Origin of the sequence: Pseudomonas sp. p50(2008), assembly GCF_015351605.1 — a bacterium.
In the GTDB taxonomy this organism is placed as follows: Bacteria; Pseudomonadota; Gammaproteobacteria; order Pseudomonadales; family Pseudomonadaceae; genus Aquipseudomonas.
This window is the reverse complement of the sequence record NZ_JACMYF010000008.1, coordinates 89,854-104,959: the sequence shown is the minus strand read 5'-3', so window position 1 is coordinate 104,959 and position 15,106 is coordinate 89,854. Positions and strand designations below refer to the sequence as shown.

The window sequence follows — 15,106 nt, the reverse complement described above, 5'->3', positions numbered from 1 at the left end:
CCAGTGTGGGCGCGAGCCTGCTCGCGAAGACTGCTTAACTGGCGACACGATTCTTGCTGGATTCCGATGGCGAGTTCAGTAACATGTTTTCCAGTGAATCCAGATGCCCCGTCAGCAACCTTTCGGCATCAAGCGCATCCCCTCGCTCAATGGCATCCAGCATTTTCCCGTGAACCTGCCAATCGCAATATTTCTCTTCTTGTAACTGAGTCTGTGCAATTGCCAGCGAAGTCAAAGGCACCAGGCTGTCCAAAAACTGCGCTAAAGGAGCATTGCCCGCCATTTCCGCCAACTGCAGGTGAAAGTCCCCGGACAGTCGAATGGCCGGACCCTGCTCGGAGCAACGGCGTTGTTTTTCGACCAAAACGTGCAGGGGTTTCCAGTCTTGTCGGCAACGTCTTTCACAGGCCAGTTGTACCAGTGTGGTTTCCGTCAACCGCCGTGCATGCAGAGTCTGTCGGGTTTGCTCGCGATCCAGCGACGCGACGCGGGGACGATGGTTGGGTTTGAGGACAATGATCTGTTGATGTGAGAGGCGGGTCAGCACTCCACGAATGTCGCTGCGTCGAGCACCAAACATCTGCGCCAGGCTTTCTTCTGTAAAGCGACTCTGCGCGTGAATGCGTTGTTCGAGAATGGCATCGAACAGCCGCGTATAAAGATCGTCCTTCTGCAAAGAAAACGGCAGGGCAGTCAGAGTCTGCGGTGAGGCGAAGCTGTTCATGGCCGGTCTCCGGTGTCTGTAAGGGGGGTCAACTGCCGAGATTGTCGTCCGGGATGTTCAGTTCAACGCCCATCCGCTGACCTTCTCGAAGAATATGTCGACGCATTTCGGCACTCGCCTGAGCGCTATTCTTGCTACGGATCGCACGTACCACTGCTTCGTTTTCTTCAAGGCGTTCAGCCAGGTGTTCGGGGGAATTGCGCAGCACCTCGGCGCTTTGCTTGAGGGCGTTGCTGGTTTGCTGCACCACGCTTTGGAAAATCGGGTTGGACGTCAGCGTGAACAGTTCTTCGTGGAAGGCGATGTAAGCGTTCACGCCGGCCTCGCTGTCGTTGGCCTCCAGTGCTTCGCGCATGTCCATCAAGGTCAGGCGCAGTTGGCCGACTTCCTTGCTGCTGATCGACTGCGCCACCAGGCCGACGATGAACGGCTCGAGGGTGTAGCGCAGTTGCAGCACATCTTCCAGGCTTGCGCCGGCCACCGCGCTGTCATGGCTTTGGCTGTCGGCGAGCGGAGCGTCCAGCACCACCACGCCTTTGCCCGGCATCGAACGCACCAGGCCAAGGGTTTCCAGAACGATCACGGCCTCGCGCAGGCTCGGGCGGCTGATGCCCAGTTGCTCGGCCAGCTCACGTTGCCCGGGCAGCATTTCGCCCTTGCGCCACTGACCACGGACCAGCGCGGCCCGCAGTTTTTCCACTACTGAATTTACGACGGTTGACGAGGTAATCACTGTTCGCTCCATGTCGCGATAAAGGTGCCCGCCCGCGGGGCAGGCACACGTTATTTAGAATTCCTGCTGATGCGCCGGTACCACCGGTTTTCTCGGCTGGAAGGTATAACCCACCTGACCGGAAAGCACCTTGTTTGCGCGCTGGATATCGATGTCTTTTTCCCAGCGTGCAATGGCCACCGTGGCGACGCAGTTGCCGATCAGGTTCGTCAGCGCCCGACCGATGCCCATGAACCAGTCCACCGCGAGTACCAGCACCAGGCCAACCACGGGGATCGCCGGAATTGCAGTCAGCGTCGCCGCCAGAATGACCAGCGCCGAGCCGGGGATGCCGTGTGCGCCTTTGGAGGTAATCAGCGACACCAGCAAAATCGTCAGCAGATCGGTCATGGCCAGCGGCGTTCCGGTGGCATTCGCGATGAAGACGATAGCGAGGGTCAGGTAGATCGAAAAACCGTCAAGGTTGAACGAGTAACCGGTCGGAATCACCAGGCCGACCGTCGAACTGCCGATGCCCAGATGTTCAAGCTTACGCATGATTTGTGGCAGCACGGCGTCGGACGAAGCGGTGCCCATGACGATGGTCAGTTCTTCACGCAGGTACTTGAGCAGTGGCCACATCCGCAGGCCGGACAGGCGCATCACCAGCCCGAGGATCAACGACACAAACGCGACGCACGTCAGGTAAAACAGGCCCACCAGGCTGCCCAGATGTTGCAGCGAATCCAGGCCATATTTGCTGGTGGTAAACGCAATGGCGCCGAACACGCCAATCGGCGCCAGGCGCACGATCATGCCCATGATGCGAAAGATCACGTGGCTCAGTTCATTGATGAGCCGGGAAATACCCGAGGCCGCTTCGCCGACCAGGTTCAGCGCGCTGCCGAACAGCACTGAAAACAGCAACACTTGCAGGATGTTGTTGTCAGCAAAGGCGCCGATGACCGAGGTCGGAATCAGGTCCATCAGGAACTGGGTGGTGGTGTGCATGTGCTGACCACGCTGGGCGATGTCGCCCATGTCGGCAGCAGAGAGCTGGTCCAGGTGAATGTTCGCGCCGCTGCCGATACCGGTGCTGAAGGCGAACACCAGACCGATCACCAGGGCGATGGTGGTCAGCACTTCGAAGTAGATCACCGACTTCAGGCCGATGCGTCCGACTTTTTTCAGATCGCCCGCGCCACTGATGCCGCTGACCACCACGCAGAAAACAATCAGCCCGATGAGCATCTTGATCAGTTTGATGAAGCCATCACCCAGGGGTTTGAGCTGAGCGGAGTATTCGGGAAGGGTCAGCCCGCAGACGATGCCGAGCACCAGTCCGAGAACGACTTGAAGGAAGATTGAACGCGAGCACCATCTGAGCATGGGAGGAATCCTGGTCGGTGTCCTGGCTGCCGTACGCTTGAAGCGCATCAGATACAGGACTTAATTATTGTGGTCTTACCGGTATGTCCAGTGCAGGCGCAGTCTACGCTCGGTTTTTTCGGGATGACAAGTGAAAATCGTAAAATTGGCATGACCGGTCTGACCAGCGGCCAAAGATCAAAAGATAGCAGCCTCTGGCAGCTCCAACACGGCGAGATCGCGGGCGAAAAAAAACCGGCCATCACTGGCCGGTTTTTTATTGCTGCGATTTAACGGTGCAATTAAGCGCCGTATACCGGCAGCTTCTTGCAGATGGCCTTGACCTTCTCACGAACGGCGTCGATCACCGCTTCGTTGTTCAGGTCTGCCAGGATGTCGCAGATCCAGCCGGCCAGTTCCTTGCACTCTGCTTCCTTGAAGCCACGAGTGGTCACAGCCGGAGTGCCGAAGCGCAGGCCGGAGGTGACAAACGGGGAGCGTGGATCGTTTGGCACGGAGTTCTTGTTCACGGTGATGAACGCTTTGCCCAGAGCGGCGTCGGCGTCTTTACCGGAGATTTCCTGCTTGATCAGCGAAAGCAGGAACAGGTGGTTTTCAGTACCGCCGGACACCACGTCGAAACCGCGCTCGATGAACACACCGGCCATGGCCTTGGCGTTCTTCACGACTTGTTGCTGGTAGGTCTTGAACTCAGGCTGCAGTGCTTCCTTGAAGCAGATCGCCTTGGCAGCGATCACGTGCTCCAGCGGGCCACCCTGGGCGCCCGGGAATACGGCGGAGTTCAGCTTCTTCTCGATGTCGGCGTTGGCGCGAGCCAGGATCAGGCCGCCACGTGGACCGCGCAGGGTCTTGTGCGTGGTGGTGGTCACGACGTCAGCGAAAGGCACCGGGTTCGGGTAGACGCCAGCGGCGACCAGACCGGCCACGTGAGCCATATCAACAAAGAGATAAGCGCCGACTTTGTCAGCGATTTCGCGGAAACGAGGGAAGTCCAGAATCTGCGAGTAGGCAGAGAAACCGGCCACGATCATTTTCGGCTTGTGCTCAACCGCCAGGCGCTCGACTTCGTCGTAGTCGATCAGGCCGTTGGCGTCGATGCCGTATTGAACGGCGTTGTACAGCTTGCCCGAAGACGAAACGCTGGCGCCGTGGGTCAGGTGACCGCCGTGTGCCAGGCTCATGCCCAGGATAGTGTCGCCAGCCGACAGCAGAGCCAGGTACACGGCGCTGTTGGCTTGCGAACCGGCGTGCGGCTGAACGTTGGCGTAATCGGCGCCGAACAGCTCTTTGGCGCGATCAATTGCAAGCTGCTCGACCACGTCGACGAACTCGCAACCACCGTAGTAGCGCTTGCCCGGGTAGCCTTCGGCGTACTTGTTGGTCAGTACCGAGCCTTGAGCTTCCATCACCGCTGGGCTGGTGTAGTTTTCCGAAGCGATCAGCTCGATGTGTTCTTCCTGGCGCTGAGCTTCTTGCTCCATGGCGGCAAAAAGGTCGGCGTCGTACTTGGCAATAGTCAAATCACGGCTGAACATGGCGGTCCTCAAGGATCGGGGCAGAAAAGGGGGGCATTCTAACCCAATGGGTTTTAGATGGCATATGAAAGGACATCATGTCGCAGACAAGTGGGCTTCATGACGGGATCAGCGGTGATCGTGCCGGCCTCATCGCGAGCAGGCTCGCTCCCACAGTAGGTTCAGCGGTCAAAAATCTTGTGTAATACCCAACCCCCCCTGTGGGAGCGAGCCTGCTCGCGATGAGGCCAGAAGCATCACTGCAAAGCCTCAATCAAACGCGAAGAGCGCATCAATGCTGAACTGTTCTTCAAACCGTTCAGCCGGCATGGGTCGCCCGAACAGATACCCCTGAACCTCATCGCAACCATGCTCACGCAGGAAATCCAGCTGCTCCTGGGTCTCGACACCTTCAGCGATCACGGCCAGATTGAGGCTGTGCGCCATGGCGATGATTGCCCGGGCAATCTGCGCATCCTGTTCTCCGGAGGGCAAGCCATCGACGAAGGTACGGTCGATTTTCAACACGTCGATAGGGAACTGCTTGAGGTAGTTGAGCGAGGAATAGCCGGTACCGAAGTCATCGACCGCGATGCTCAAGCCGAGATTTTTCAGCCCGTCGAGAATCTGCATCGCCTCGCTGACTTCACGCATCAGAATACTTTCCGTCAGCTCGATCTCCAGGCACGCCGGCGGCAGTCCGATGTCCTTGAGGATATTGGCGATACGCGTACCCAGTTGACCATCGGAGAACTGCCGCGCCGAGATGTTTACCGACACCTTGGGCACCCGAACCTTGGCCTGATGCCAGGTCTTGAGCTGACGGCAGGCTTCGCTGATCACCCAGTCGCCCACATCAACCACCAGGCCGAGCTCTTCGAGCACCGGGATGAAATCCCCCGGCGGCACCAATCCGCGACGTGGGTGGCGCCAGCGCAGCAGCGCTTCGGCACCGGTCAGGCGTTTGCCGTCGCCGCTGAATTGCGGTTGGTAATACAGCACGAATTCGTTCTGTTCGAGGGCGTGACGCAGGTCGCTTTCCAGTTCCAGGCGCTCCAGGGCGCTGGCATTCATGTCGGCCTGATAGAACTGGAAGTTGTTCTTGCCGCGTTCCTTGGCGTGGTACATCGCGGTGTCCGCGTTTTTCATCAACTGACTGAGTTCATTCCCGTCCTGCGGGCTCAGGGCGATGCCGATACTGGCCGTGACGAAGAACTCCCGGCCTTCGAGTACGAACGGTTTCACCAAGCTGGCAAGGATCTGTTCGGCCACATGTATCGCCCGGTTCAGCGCCATTTCACGGTTGGCCCGCGGCTGCAGCAACAGGGTGAATTCATCGCCACCCATGCGCGCCACGGTGTCGTCATCGTCGACGCAACCGAGCAGGCGTGTTGCCATTTCCTTGAGCATGCGATCGCCGGCGGCGTGGCCGAGGGAGTCGTTGATCGGCTTGAAGCGGTCCAGATCGAGAAACATCAGCACCACCCAGGACTTCTGCCGTTCCGCCGATTGCAACGCCGTATGCAGGCGATCCTGGAACAACGTGCGGTTAGGCAGGTGCGTCAGGGCGTCGTAATAGGCCAGGCGGTGAATCCGCTGTTCACTGGCCTTGCGCTCGCTGATGTCGCTGAAGAAACACACGTAGCTGGCCAGATCGCCTTCGTCATCCAGCACGGCGGTAATCCCCACCCAGGCGGGGTAGTGCTCGCCACTGCGGCGCTTGAGCCACACCTCGCCTTCCCACGTACTGTGCTGGTTCAGCTGTTTGAGGACGTAACGCAGATGGGCTTCCTGCTGGTCGTCGACGGTGAGCATGTTCGGCAATTGGTCGAGGACTTGCTCCACCGCGTAACCACTGACGCGGCTGAAGGCTTCGTTGGCCTGGACGATATAGCCGGCCGGGTCGGTAATCAGGATCGCCGACGTCGAGTGCTCGAATACCGTCGCCGCCATGCGCAGGTCTTTCTCGGCCCGGCGCTGCTGGCTGATGTCGCGACCTACGCCAAGCACACCTTCGAAGGCGTCGTGCTCATCCCAGACCAGCACCAGGCGCAGTTCGATTGGAATCTTGCGACCGTCGGCCCGCAGACAGTCGAACAGGTACAACTGGGTCTGCACCTGGTTGCGTAACAGCGCCAGCTGCTCCGGCTTGTCCAGCGCCTTGCTGACCCGATCCATCAGGCTATAAATGCCGGTCAGTTGTTGCGGGTTGGCGATGGTCGATTGCCAGCCGTTCTGGAAAATCGAGTCGACGTCGTAGCCCAGCACGGTGTGCACCGACGGGCTGACGTAATTGAGGGACAGCTTGCTGTCGGTGGAGAAGATCACGTCGCTGATGCTTTCGGCGAGCATCCGGTATCGCTGTTCGCTGTCGCGCAGGGACTCACTGGCTTCGATCTGTTCAGTGATGTCCTTGGCCACGCCGATGATACGGATGACCTGATTGTCCTTGTCCCGCGCGAGTGCTTGCTCGCGAATCTCGAAGCGCCGCCATTTGCCGTCCCGATGACGAAAACGCAGCTGGCACTGCATCAATTGACCGTAACCACCCTGGCGCTGGGTCTGTCGCGAACGGTGATAGAAGTCGGCATCTTCCGGGTGCAGCAGGATTTCCCAGAAGTACTCGCCCATCTGGTGCAGCTCGGTGCGGTTGTAGCCGAGTGTCTGGCCCAAATGGTGGTTGCTGAAAATCATCCGCTGGCTGATGACATCTTGCACATACAGGTGATCCGGCACCGTGCGCACCACGTCGGACCAGAACCCTTCACGCTCCAGCAGTGACAGCTCAATGAGCTTGCGGCTGGTGATGTCGGTAATGCTCAGGATCACCGCTTTGTAGTCGTCCCGATCCTCCGGCAAGCGCAGGACCAACCACAGATGCTGGTCGCGTCCACTGGCGTCCTGGAGCTTGATTTCCAGTTCGAGCTGCTTGTGTCGGTTCAGCACGGCGTCCAGTACCTGGTCGCCGATGGCAGTGCCGTCCAGAGGATTGCCGTCGATCAGCAGGTGCCAGGCTTGCTCGCAGGAATTGACGTTGAGCAATTGCAGGGCGACCTGGTTGACCTCGGTGATGCGCAATTCCTGCAGCAGTTGCTGACGTTGCGATGGCGTATCCAGCCAGGTTTTGAGGTGTTCGCTGCTGTGGATCTTCGCTTTGTCGAAAACGCTGATGAGCCCTGACACATCCAGTACGCACAGCGCGACGCCAGTGCCTTCGAAAATATCCTGATAGCGTCGACGGCCCTCGTGCAATTGGCGCTGACGCCGGCGCATGTTCAGCAGGACGATAAACGGCAGCAGCGAGAAAGCCAGTCCCAGCAGGCATTTGCCGATGAAGGCCGGCAACAGATGCTCAATAACGCGTTGACGGTCGAACAGTCCGCGTAGTTGCCAGTCGCTGCTGCTCAGAGGAACGGTGAGCACGCTGTTGGTTAGATCGTCCGGCGTCAGGGTTCCGGGTTCGGCCATGGGCAAAGCATCATCACGGCTGATGATCTGATGGGTGAGGCGGTTTTCCACCAGCCATAGCGGGCGGATGCCCGCTTCGTGTTGCTTGGTCAGGGAAGAGAAGAAGGTCGGTGTGAGGCGCAGGGCCCAATAACCCCGTGTACTGCCGCTGGCCTGGTGCAGCAACAGATGCACCACCGAACCGTCTTCGGCGTTGCTGAAATAGTGGGCCTGGGCGCGACTGCGCCGGACCAGTTCGCTCAGGTAGTCGGCGTCGTCGCTGCTTTCAGCACTGTCGCTGAGTATTTTTCCGGAGGGGCTTAACAGTGCCAGGCTGCGGACATCGGGCAGTGACTGCTGCACTTTGCGCAGCAGCGCCCGCTGTTCGTCGGCGCTTTGCGGTTGCTCGACGATCGGTAGCAGATTAAGTGCAATCTGCGCGTTAAGTGCCATGTTCAGGCTGACTTGCGACGCCAGGTCGGCGGTGTAGTCGATCGTGTACTGACGCTGGTTTTTCTGGGTTTCGCTCAGTTGATCGAGCAGTTGCCAGAAGAGCAGGGCGAGTAACAGTAATACGAGCGTTGCCAGCGCACCTTTCAACGTGCCGCGCAGGGGCGAGCCGGTCGCAAGAGACGGTGCGCTCGGGGCAGATGAAGGAGGGACGTTAGGCAAACTGAAATCCTGCGGATGGGCTGGACCGGCGCGACGTGCACTATAAGCCGGACGCCCGAAGGGCGGCTAGCATGCCTTGAGTTGTGGCAAAGTGCCAGCCCCGCTCGGCTGGACTGCCTTCCGTCAATCAGGTAGCTTTGCCGGTTACGCGGGAGCGTTCCAGCTCCTAGAATCAGACTTTTTCAGCGCGCACGCATTGATACCCATCAATCGTACGACGCGCACGGTCTGGCCGGGCATCGCCTGCGCTCCAATCATTCATCTGTCACTGACCCAAGGTTCTCCATGGCTCAATACGTCTTCACCATGCATCGGCTGGGCAAAGTTGTTCCGCCGAAGCGGGAAATCCTGAAAAACATTTCACTGTCCTTCTTCCCCGGCGCCAAGATCGGCGTGCTCGGCCTCAACGGTTCGGGTAAGTCCACGCTGTTGAAAATCATGGCGGGCGTCGATACCGAGTTCGAGGGTGAAGCCCGTCCGATGCCGGACCTGAACATCGGCTACTTGCCGCAAGAGCCGATCCTGGACCCGACCAAGACTGTGCGTGAAGTGGTCGAGGAAGCGGTCAGCGTGATCAAGAACGCCCAGGCGCGCCTGGACGAGGTCTACGCGGCCTACGCTGAAGAAGATGCCGACTTCGATAAACTGGCTGCAGAACAGGCCAAGCTCGAAGCCATTTTGCAAGCCAGCGACGGCCATAACCTGGATCGCCAACTGGAAGTCGCTGCCGACGCGCTGCGTCTGCCGGCGTGGGATGCCAAGGTCGAATTCCTGTCCGGCGGTGAAAAGCGTCGTGTGGCCCTGTGCCGTCTGCTGCTGTCCGCCCCCGACATGCTGCTGCTCGACGAACCAACCAACCACCTGGACGCCGACTCCGTCGCCTGGCTGGAGCACTTCCTGCACGACTTCCCGGGCACCGTGGTTGCGATCACGCACGACCGTTACTTCCTGGACAACGTCGCCGGCTGGATTCTCGAGCTCGACCGTGGCGCCGGTATCCCGTACGAGGGCAACTATTCGGGTTGGCTCGAAGCCAAGTCCAATCGTCTGGCGGCCGAGTCCAAGCAGCAGTCGGCCCACGAAAAAGCCATGAAGGAAGAACTGGAGTGGGTGCGCAAAGGCGCCAAGGCCCGCCAGTCCAAATCCAAGGCTCGTCTGCAACGCTTCGAAGAAATGCAATCGCAGGAATTCCAGAAGCGCAGCGAAACCAACGAGATCTACATTCCGGCCGGCCCGCGCCTGGGCGACAAGGTCATCGAGTTCAAGAACGTTTCCAAGGGCTATGGCGATCGCGTACTGATCGACAACCTGTCGTTCTCCATGCCTAAAGGCGCCATCGTTGGTGTAATCGGCGGTAACGGTGCCGGTAAGTCCACGCTGTTCCGCATGCTGATGGGCAAGGAAACACCGGATTCGGGCACCATCGAAGTCGGCGATACCGTGCAACTGGCCTGCGTCGATCAGAGCCGCGAAGACCTGGATGGCAGCAAGACTGTGTTCCAGCAAATCTCCGACGGTTCCGATCAGATCCGTATCGGCAACTACGAAATCCCGTCGCGCACCTACGTGGGTCGCTTCAACTTCAAGGGCGGTGATCAGCAGAAGTTCGTCAAGGACCTGTCCGGTGGTGAGCGTGGTCGCTTGCACCTGGCCCTGACCTTGAAAGAGGGCGGCAACGTCCTGCTGCTCGACGAACCTTCCAACGACCTCGACGTTGAAACCCTGCGTTCCCTGGAAGAAGCCTTGCTCGACTTCCCGGGCGCCGCCATTGTGATCTCTCACGATCGGTGGTTCCTTGACCGCGTCGCGACTCACATTCTGGCGTACGAAGACGACTCGCAAGCCGTGTTCTTCGAAGGCAACTACACCGAATACGAAGCCGATCGCAAAAAGCGCCTCGGCGAAGCAGCGGCCCAGCCGCATCGTGTACGGCACAAGAAACTGGCCTGATATCAGGTGGGTTGCATGAAAAACGGAGTCTTCGGGCTCCGTTTTTTTGTCCGGGTTTTGTCAGCGAGACCAAGGCGTGGCCATCGCGAGCAGGCTCACTCCTGCAATTGGAATGCGTTCCCCTGTAGGAGTGAGCCTGCTCGCGATGGCGGTGCACCTAACGGTGCATCCCCAAATTGATAATCCCCATTCAGGTGCGAAAATCAGTCTAAAAAGCAGCCTGATTTATATCCTGTGCACCATTTAATTTCATAAGTGCGACATTTCGCGCTGTTCCTGTGCGCGAATCGTTTGTTAAAGTCCGGCTCAATCTCCTCCAACGACAACAAATTTGCCGAGACTTTTCATGATCGAATCCGTTGAATCCTTCCTTGCCCGCCTGAAAAAACGTGACCCTGACCAGCCTGAATTCCACCAGGCCGTCGAAGAGGTCCTGCGCAGCTTGTGGCCTTTTCTCGAAGCCAATCCGCACTACCTGAACTCAGGCATTCTGGAGCGCATCTGCGAGCCGGAGCGGGCGGTGGTGTTTCGGGTTTCCTGGGTCGACGATCACGGCAAGGTGCAGGTCAATCGCGGATTCCGCATCCAGATGAACAGCGCCATCGGCCCATACAAGGGCGGTTTGCGTTTCCATCCTTCGGTAAACCTCGGCATGCTGAAATTCCTCGCGTTTGAGCAGACGTTCAAAAACTCGCTGACGTCGCTGCCCATGGGCGGCGGTAAAGGTGGCTCGGACTTCGATCCCAAAGGCAAAAGCGACGCCGAAGTCATGCGCTTCTGCCAGGCCTTCATGAGCGAGCTGTATCGGCACATCGGTGCAGACGTTGACGTGCCCGCCGGAGATATTGGCGTGGGTGCTCGCGAGATCGGTTTCCTGTTCGGCCAGTACAAGCGCCTGAGCAACCAGTTCACCAGCGTCCTGACCGGCAAGGGCCCAAGTTACGGCGGCAGTCTGATCCGTCCCGAAGCCACGGGTTTCGGTTGCGTGTACTTCGCCGAGGAAATGCTCAAGCGCACCGGCGAGAAAGTCGAAGGCAAGCGCGTGGCGATCTCGGGCTCTGGCAACGTCGCGCAATACGCAGCGCGCAAAGTCATGGACCTGGGCGGCAAGGTGATTTCGCTGTCGGATTCAGAAGGCACGCTGTACTGCGAAGCGGGTTTGACCGAAGAGCAATGGCTGGCGGTGCTGGAACTGAAAAACGTCCAGCGTGGCCGGATCAGCGAGTTGGCCGCGCGCTTTGGCCTGGAGTTCCGCGCCGGTCAATGCCCGTGGGACCTGGCGTGCGACATCGCATTGCCTTGCGCGACGCAGAACGAACTCGACGCCGACGCCGCTCGCACGCTGTTGCGCAATGGCTGCATCTGCGTGGCCGAGGGCGCGAACATGCCGACCACCCTGGAAGCCGTGGACCTGTTCATCGAGGCGGGTATTTTGTTCGCGCCGGGCAAGGCGTCGAACGCGGGAGGCGTTGCGGTGAGCGGGTTGGAGATGTCGCAGAACGCCATGCGCCTGTTGTGGACCGGCGGTGAAGTCGACAGCAAACTCCACGCGATCATGCAGTCGATTCATCACGCGTGCGTGCATTACGGCGAAGAGAACGGACGAATCAACTACGTCAAAGGCGCGAACATCGCCGGCTTCGTCAAAGTGGCTGACGCCATGCTCGCTCAAGGCGTGGTTTAAGCCGGTTCGATGCGCACGACCTCGATCATCTGATCACCGGCGGGGCGTTGCCACAGCACCTCGTCGCCGAGTTGCGCCCCGAGCAACGCACGGCCCAGCGGTGATCCCCAGTTGATCAGGCCTGCCGACGCATCGGCCTGATCCTCGCCCACCAGTTGCACCGTTTGTTCGGTGCTCTGTTCATCAGCGAAGGTCACACGGCTGCCGATCTGCACTTTTTGCGTCGAGCTCGCGGGCGTTACGACCTGAGCGCTGTGCAGGCGCTGGTTGAAATACCGTAAATCCCGTTCCAGGTCGGCTTGACGCTGTTTGTCCGCCTGTTCTCCTTTGGCCGATTGCTCGCTCAGTTGCAGTTGCAGCTCGGCGACTTTCGCCTGCAATTGGTTCAGCCCCGTGGGCGTCACGTAATTGGGCTGCTCGCTCACCTGTCGTTCGACCGGCTGATCAGCTTGCGCTGCGGCGTTATCTTCATTGACGAAGGCGCGACTCATGGTTTTCTCCCGTTATTGGGTTTGGGCCATGTTCGCAGGCATTTAGTTTCGGCGGATACCTGTCAGCGACTCATTGCGAGCGATAGGCGCGCGCGGCGTCCTGGTCTTTTTGCTGTTGCCAGGCTTTGTCGCGGTCATCCCAATGGTGGCTGCGATAGTCATCGCGATCCTTGTTCTCAAGCATGGCCTGGCACTGGCGAAAGCCATCACTCCAGCCCTCGGCGTATTGCTTGTCCTTGAGATAGCGCGGGACGTTCTTGCGAAACTCACCGGTGATGGCGCCGCCCGCTTGTCGACCACTGCTGCAACCGTCATCGAACCCATCGGCGAATGCCGGTGGATACCCCTTGGCGATCAGATCTTCGTGGGTTGTCTGGCAACCCGCACTCAACAGCAAAACCCCCAGCACAGCCATGCAACGCCACATCTCGTACTCCCGGGCCGTTTAACGGCCTATGGGAGAAGTCTAGGTGTGGATTCGTGAGCCGGATGTGAAAGAAAGATCAAAATACTGCAGCCCTGTAGGCGCAAAGCTTGCTCGCGATGGCATCAGCGCGGTCGTGCACGCACATTGAGGTGATGCGATCGCGAACAAGCTTTGCTCCTACAGGTTGAGGGGATCAATAGTGATACCACTTCACCTCAAGCATGACCTCGGTCTCAGGCGTCGCCACATGGCTGAATTCACGCTGCGCACTCAGGCGCAATCCAAGGTTGCGCGACAATTCCCACTGCTGATTCAAGCTCAAGCTGCGGCGCACTTCGCCGTTGGTGAAGTAATCCCCCTTGGCCTCCAGGCTGAGGTTGCCCAGCGGATTTTTCCACAGCACGCCGGTGTTGAAACCTGACGCTGGTGAAACAAATTCGGCGAAGTCATTGTTGTGTTCGACCCGCACAGTGCCCAGGGCAAAACCCAGCACATCTTCACCGAGCTGCCAGGTACCACCGCCGCCGCCGTTGACGTGGCTGACCAGCGTTTCATCGTCATGCTTGCCCGGTACACGCTCCAGTCCGCCAGTGACTTGCCATGAGAGCGGTTGCAGCAACTCGTTGCGCGGCGTCAGGGAGCGGATGGTCGCCAGATCAAGCTGCTGAAACTGCCAGCGATTGCCTTCGTACTGGCGCAGTTTCATCTGCAGGATTTCGATCTGCGCGCCCAGCGGGAAGCTTTCAGCATTGTCGTTGAGGTCGTGATAGGCCATGCGCAAGCCGTACTCGGCAAACGCCTCGTCGCCCCGGGTGCCGAGGCCGGCCTGCCAGGTGCGCGATTCATGACCGTCTTCGGGCAAGCCCGGGCGTGGAATATCGAGATCCGGCGCGGGGTTCTGGTTGATCGCCCGAAGCAGTTCGAAGCTGCGCTGAGCCCGCTCAGGATCGCGCTCCTGGCCGTTGGCGCGGTAGCGTTCCAAACGGTAAGAAGCGTCGATGATCAGCGCCTGACGGTCGCGTGGTTGCGCCTTGAACGCTGGGTCTTGCAATTGTTTCTGATCGGCGCTGACCTTCAGTACCCATTGCTGCTCTTCATCGGTCAACGGCTCGGCACGGCTCAACAGTTCGCGTTCGCGGGACGGACGATACTCGATGGACTCCACCAGGCCGGCTTCTTTCACGGCTTTGACGGTGTCGGTCGGAATGGCGGTCAGCGGGAACTGTTCGGTCAGGCGCAAGCTTGGACGTGCGACCTGGAGCAATTCCAGCAGGCGATAGGAGCAGTTTTCGTCGAAGAAGAAATAGTCGAACTGGATCTGTTTCAATTCCCAGACATGCTCGACCATGCGCGCGGTTTCTGCCTGTGTCAGGTTCAGCCGGTATTCCCACAGATCGCGGTTTTCGAGGCTGCGGTACTCCGAGAGTTTTTCCTGATACGGCACCAGCGCAAACAGCCCTGGGTAGCCCCCCATCAAGCCTTTCCAGGCATAGAGAATGCTGTTGTCCGAGCCTTCGATGTAGGCGCCGAAGTTGATCGCGTAGCTGAGTAGCGACGTCTTGTCGCTCTGAACATCGGCCTGGTCGATACGCAGCAGGGTGTGGCCGAACATCGACGACGGGCTATTGAGGTAGGCCGCAGGGAAGATCATCACGGCACTGTGGGGCGAGACGTCCTTGAACCACTGCTTGAATTCAGCGCATTCGAGCGTCGGCAGATCGGTCAGGTTGAGCTGTGACTTCAGCCAGCGGGTGCGGGACGGATACACACACTGGGCGTGTTTTTCTCCCGCACTGGCCGGCGCGTACAGCGCTTGCACGGTGGCTGCGAGTTCGCGGTCCGGGTGTTCATTGCCGTCAGGGGCGATAAAGAATTTCTTGTCACTGACGTAACTGCGCCAGCCACCGAGCTTGGCGGTTTCGTAGTGGCCCAGGGAAATCCAGAAAGGGTCGTTGGCCAGTTGCTGCAAACGTTGAGGGTCGATGTGTGGCGCGGCGGACAGCGGGGCGCAGACACAGAGCGCCAGCCAGGCAAGGCGTTTGAGCATAGTGGGCAACTTAGAGTTCGAGAATAAAGACCCAAAAGTGCGGGCCAAA

General features: G+C 59.1%; 11 protein-coding genes. 3 read left to right on the top strand and 8 right to left on the bottom strand.

Features of this window, described 5'->3' with window-relative positions; genetic code table 11:
- Positions 1-34: 34 nt before the first annotated feature.
- Genes H7698_RS22085 through H7698_RS22075 form a run of 3 tightly spaced genes read right to left on the bottom strand, consistent with a single transcriptional unit; the run spans position 35 to position 2,825 of the window.
- A complete protein-coding gene (locus tag H7698_RS22085) occupies positions 35-724 on the bottom strand; it encodes a GntR family transcriptional regulator (RefSeq protein WP_194692812.1) in 690 nt (229 codons plus the stop codon).
- Between the two features lie 28 nt (positions 725-752).
- Positions 753-1,457, bottom strand: coding sequence for a FadR/GntR family transcriptional regulator (locus tag H7698_RS22080; RefSeq protein WP_194692811.1), 705 nt, complete (start codon positions 1,455-1,457; stop codon positions 753-755).
- 54 nt (positions 1,458-1,511) lie between these two features.
- Positions 1,512-2,825: a C4-dicarboxylate transporter DctA gene (locus tag H7698_RS22075; protein WP_194692810.1), complete on the bottom strand. Its 1,314-nt coding sequence runs from the start codon at positions 2,823-2,825 to the stop codon at positions 1,512-1,514.
- A 123-nt stretch (positions 2,826-2,948) separates the two neighbouring features.
- On the opposite strand from H7698_RS22075, the gene H7698_RS22070 reads away from it, so the two are divergent.
- The gene (locus tag H7698_RS22070) at positions 2,949-3,098 is read left to right on the top strand and encodes a hypothetical protein (protein WP_194692925.1); all 150 of its coding nucleotides are present in this window, start codon (positions 2,949-2,951) and stop codon (positions 3,096-3,098) included.
- A gap of 8 nt (positions 3,099-3,106) precedes the next feature.
- On the opposite strand, the gene glyA is transcribed toward H7698_RS22070, so the two are convergent.
- Both glyA and H7698_RS22060 read right to left on the bottom strand, forming a co-directional pair.
- The gene (glyA, locus tag H7698_RS22065; protein WP_162437764.1) at positions 3,107-4,360 is read right to left on the bottom strand and encodes a serine hydroxymethyltransferase; all 1,254 of its coding nucleotides are present in this window, start codon (positions 4,358-4,360) and stop codon (positions 3,107-3,109) included.
- Positions 4,361-4,609: 249 nt separating this feature from the next.
- Entirely contained in the window at positions 4,610-8,458 is a 3,849-nt protein-coding gene (locus H7698_RS22060; protein WP_194692809.1) for a sensor domain-containing protein, read from the bottom strand.
- A gap of 285 nt (positions 8,459-8,743) precedes the next feature.
- On the opposite strand from H7698_RS22060, the gene ettA reads away from it, so the two are divergent.
- Together ettA and gdhA are read left to right on the top strand one after the other, a co-directional pair.
- Entirely contained in the window at positions 8,744-10,408 is a 1,665-nt protein-coding gene (ettA, locus tag H7698_RS22055; protein ID WP_162437766.1) for an energy-dependent translational throttle protein EttA, read from the top strand.
- A 346-nt stretch (positions 10,409-10,754) separates the two neighbouring features.
- A complete protein-coding gene (gdhA, locus tag H7698_RS22050; protein ID WP_194692808.1) occupies positions 10,755-12,092 on the top strand; it encodes an NADP-specific glutamate dehydrogenase in 1,338 nt (445 codons plus the stop codon).
- Here gdhA and H7698_RS22045 read toward each other — a convergent pair.
- The 3 genes from H7698_RS22045 to H7698_RS22035 all read right to left on the bottom strand — a co-directional run bounded on the left by H7698_RS22045 (position 12,089) and on the right by H7698_RS22035 (position 15,057).
- A complete protein-coding gene (locus H7698_RS22045) occupies positions 12,089-12,583 on the bottom strand; it encodes a GreA/GreB family elongation factor (protein ID WP_194692807.1) in 495 nt (164 codons plus the stop codon). The genes gdhA and H7698_RS22045 overlap by 4 nt on opposite strands.
- A gap of 70 nt (positions 12,584-12,653) precedes the next feature.
- Positions 12,654-13,010: a hypothetical protein gene (locus H7698_RS22040; RefSeq protein ID WP_162437769.1), complete on the bottom strand. Its 357-nt coding sequence runs from the start codon at positions 13,008-13,010 to the stop codon at positions 12,654-12,656.
- A 193-nt stretch (positions 13,011-13,203) separates the two neighbouring features.
- Positions 13,204-15,057: an Lnb N-terminal periplasmic domain-containing protein gene (locus tag H7698_RS22035; protein ID WP_194692806.1), complete on the bottom strand. Its 1,854-nt coding sequence runs from the start codon at positions 15,055-15,057 to the stop codon at positions 13,204-13,206.
- Positions 15,058-15,106: the final 49 nt, after the last annotated feature.

What these genes read in the sequence shown, in the direction of transcription:
- H7698_RS22045 (WP_194692807.1), bottom strand. Translation starts at nt 12,583, where the DNA reads ATGAGTCGCGCCTTCGTCAATGAAGATAACGCCGCAGCGCAAGCTGAT.
- H7698_RS22040 (WP_162437769.1), bottom strand. Translation starts at nt 13,010, where the DNA reads ATGTGGCGTTGCATGGCTGTGCTGGGGGTTTTGCTGTTGAGTGCGGGT.
- gdhA (WP_194692808.1), top strand. Translation starts at nt 10,755, where the DNA reads ATGATCGAATCCGTTGAATCCTTCCTTGCCCGCCTGAAAAAACGTGAC.
- H7698_RS22070 (WP_194692925.1), top strand. Translation starts at nt 2,949, where the DNA reads ATGACAAGTGAAAATCGTAAAATTGGCATGACCGGTCTGACCAGCGGC.
- H7698_RS22085 (WP_194692812.1), bottom strand. Translation starts at nt 724, where the DNA reads ATGAACAGCTTCGCCTCACCGCAGACTCTGACTGCCCTGCCGTTTTCT.
- H7698_RS22075 (WP_194692810.1), bottom strand. Translation starts at nt 2,825, where the DNA reads ATGCTCAGATGGTGCTCGCGTTCAATCTTCCTTCAAGTCGTTCTCGGA.
- glyA (WP_162437764.1), bottom strand. Translation starts at nt 4,360, where the DNA reads ATGTTCAGCCGTGATTTGACTATTGCCAAGTACGACGCCGACCTTTTT.
- ettA (WP_162437766.1), top strand. Translation starts at nt 8,744, where the DNA reads ATGGCTCAATACGTCTTCACCATGCATCGGCTGGGCAAAGTTGTTCCG.
- H7698_RS22035 (WP_194692806.1), bottom strand. Translation starts at nt 15,057, where the DNA reads ATGCTCAAACGCCTTGCCTGGCTGGCGCTCTGTGTCTGCGCCCCGCTG.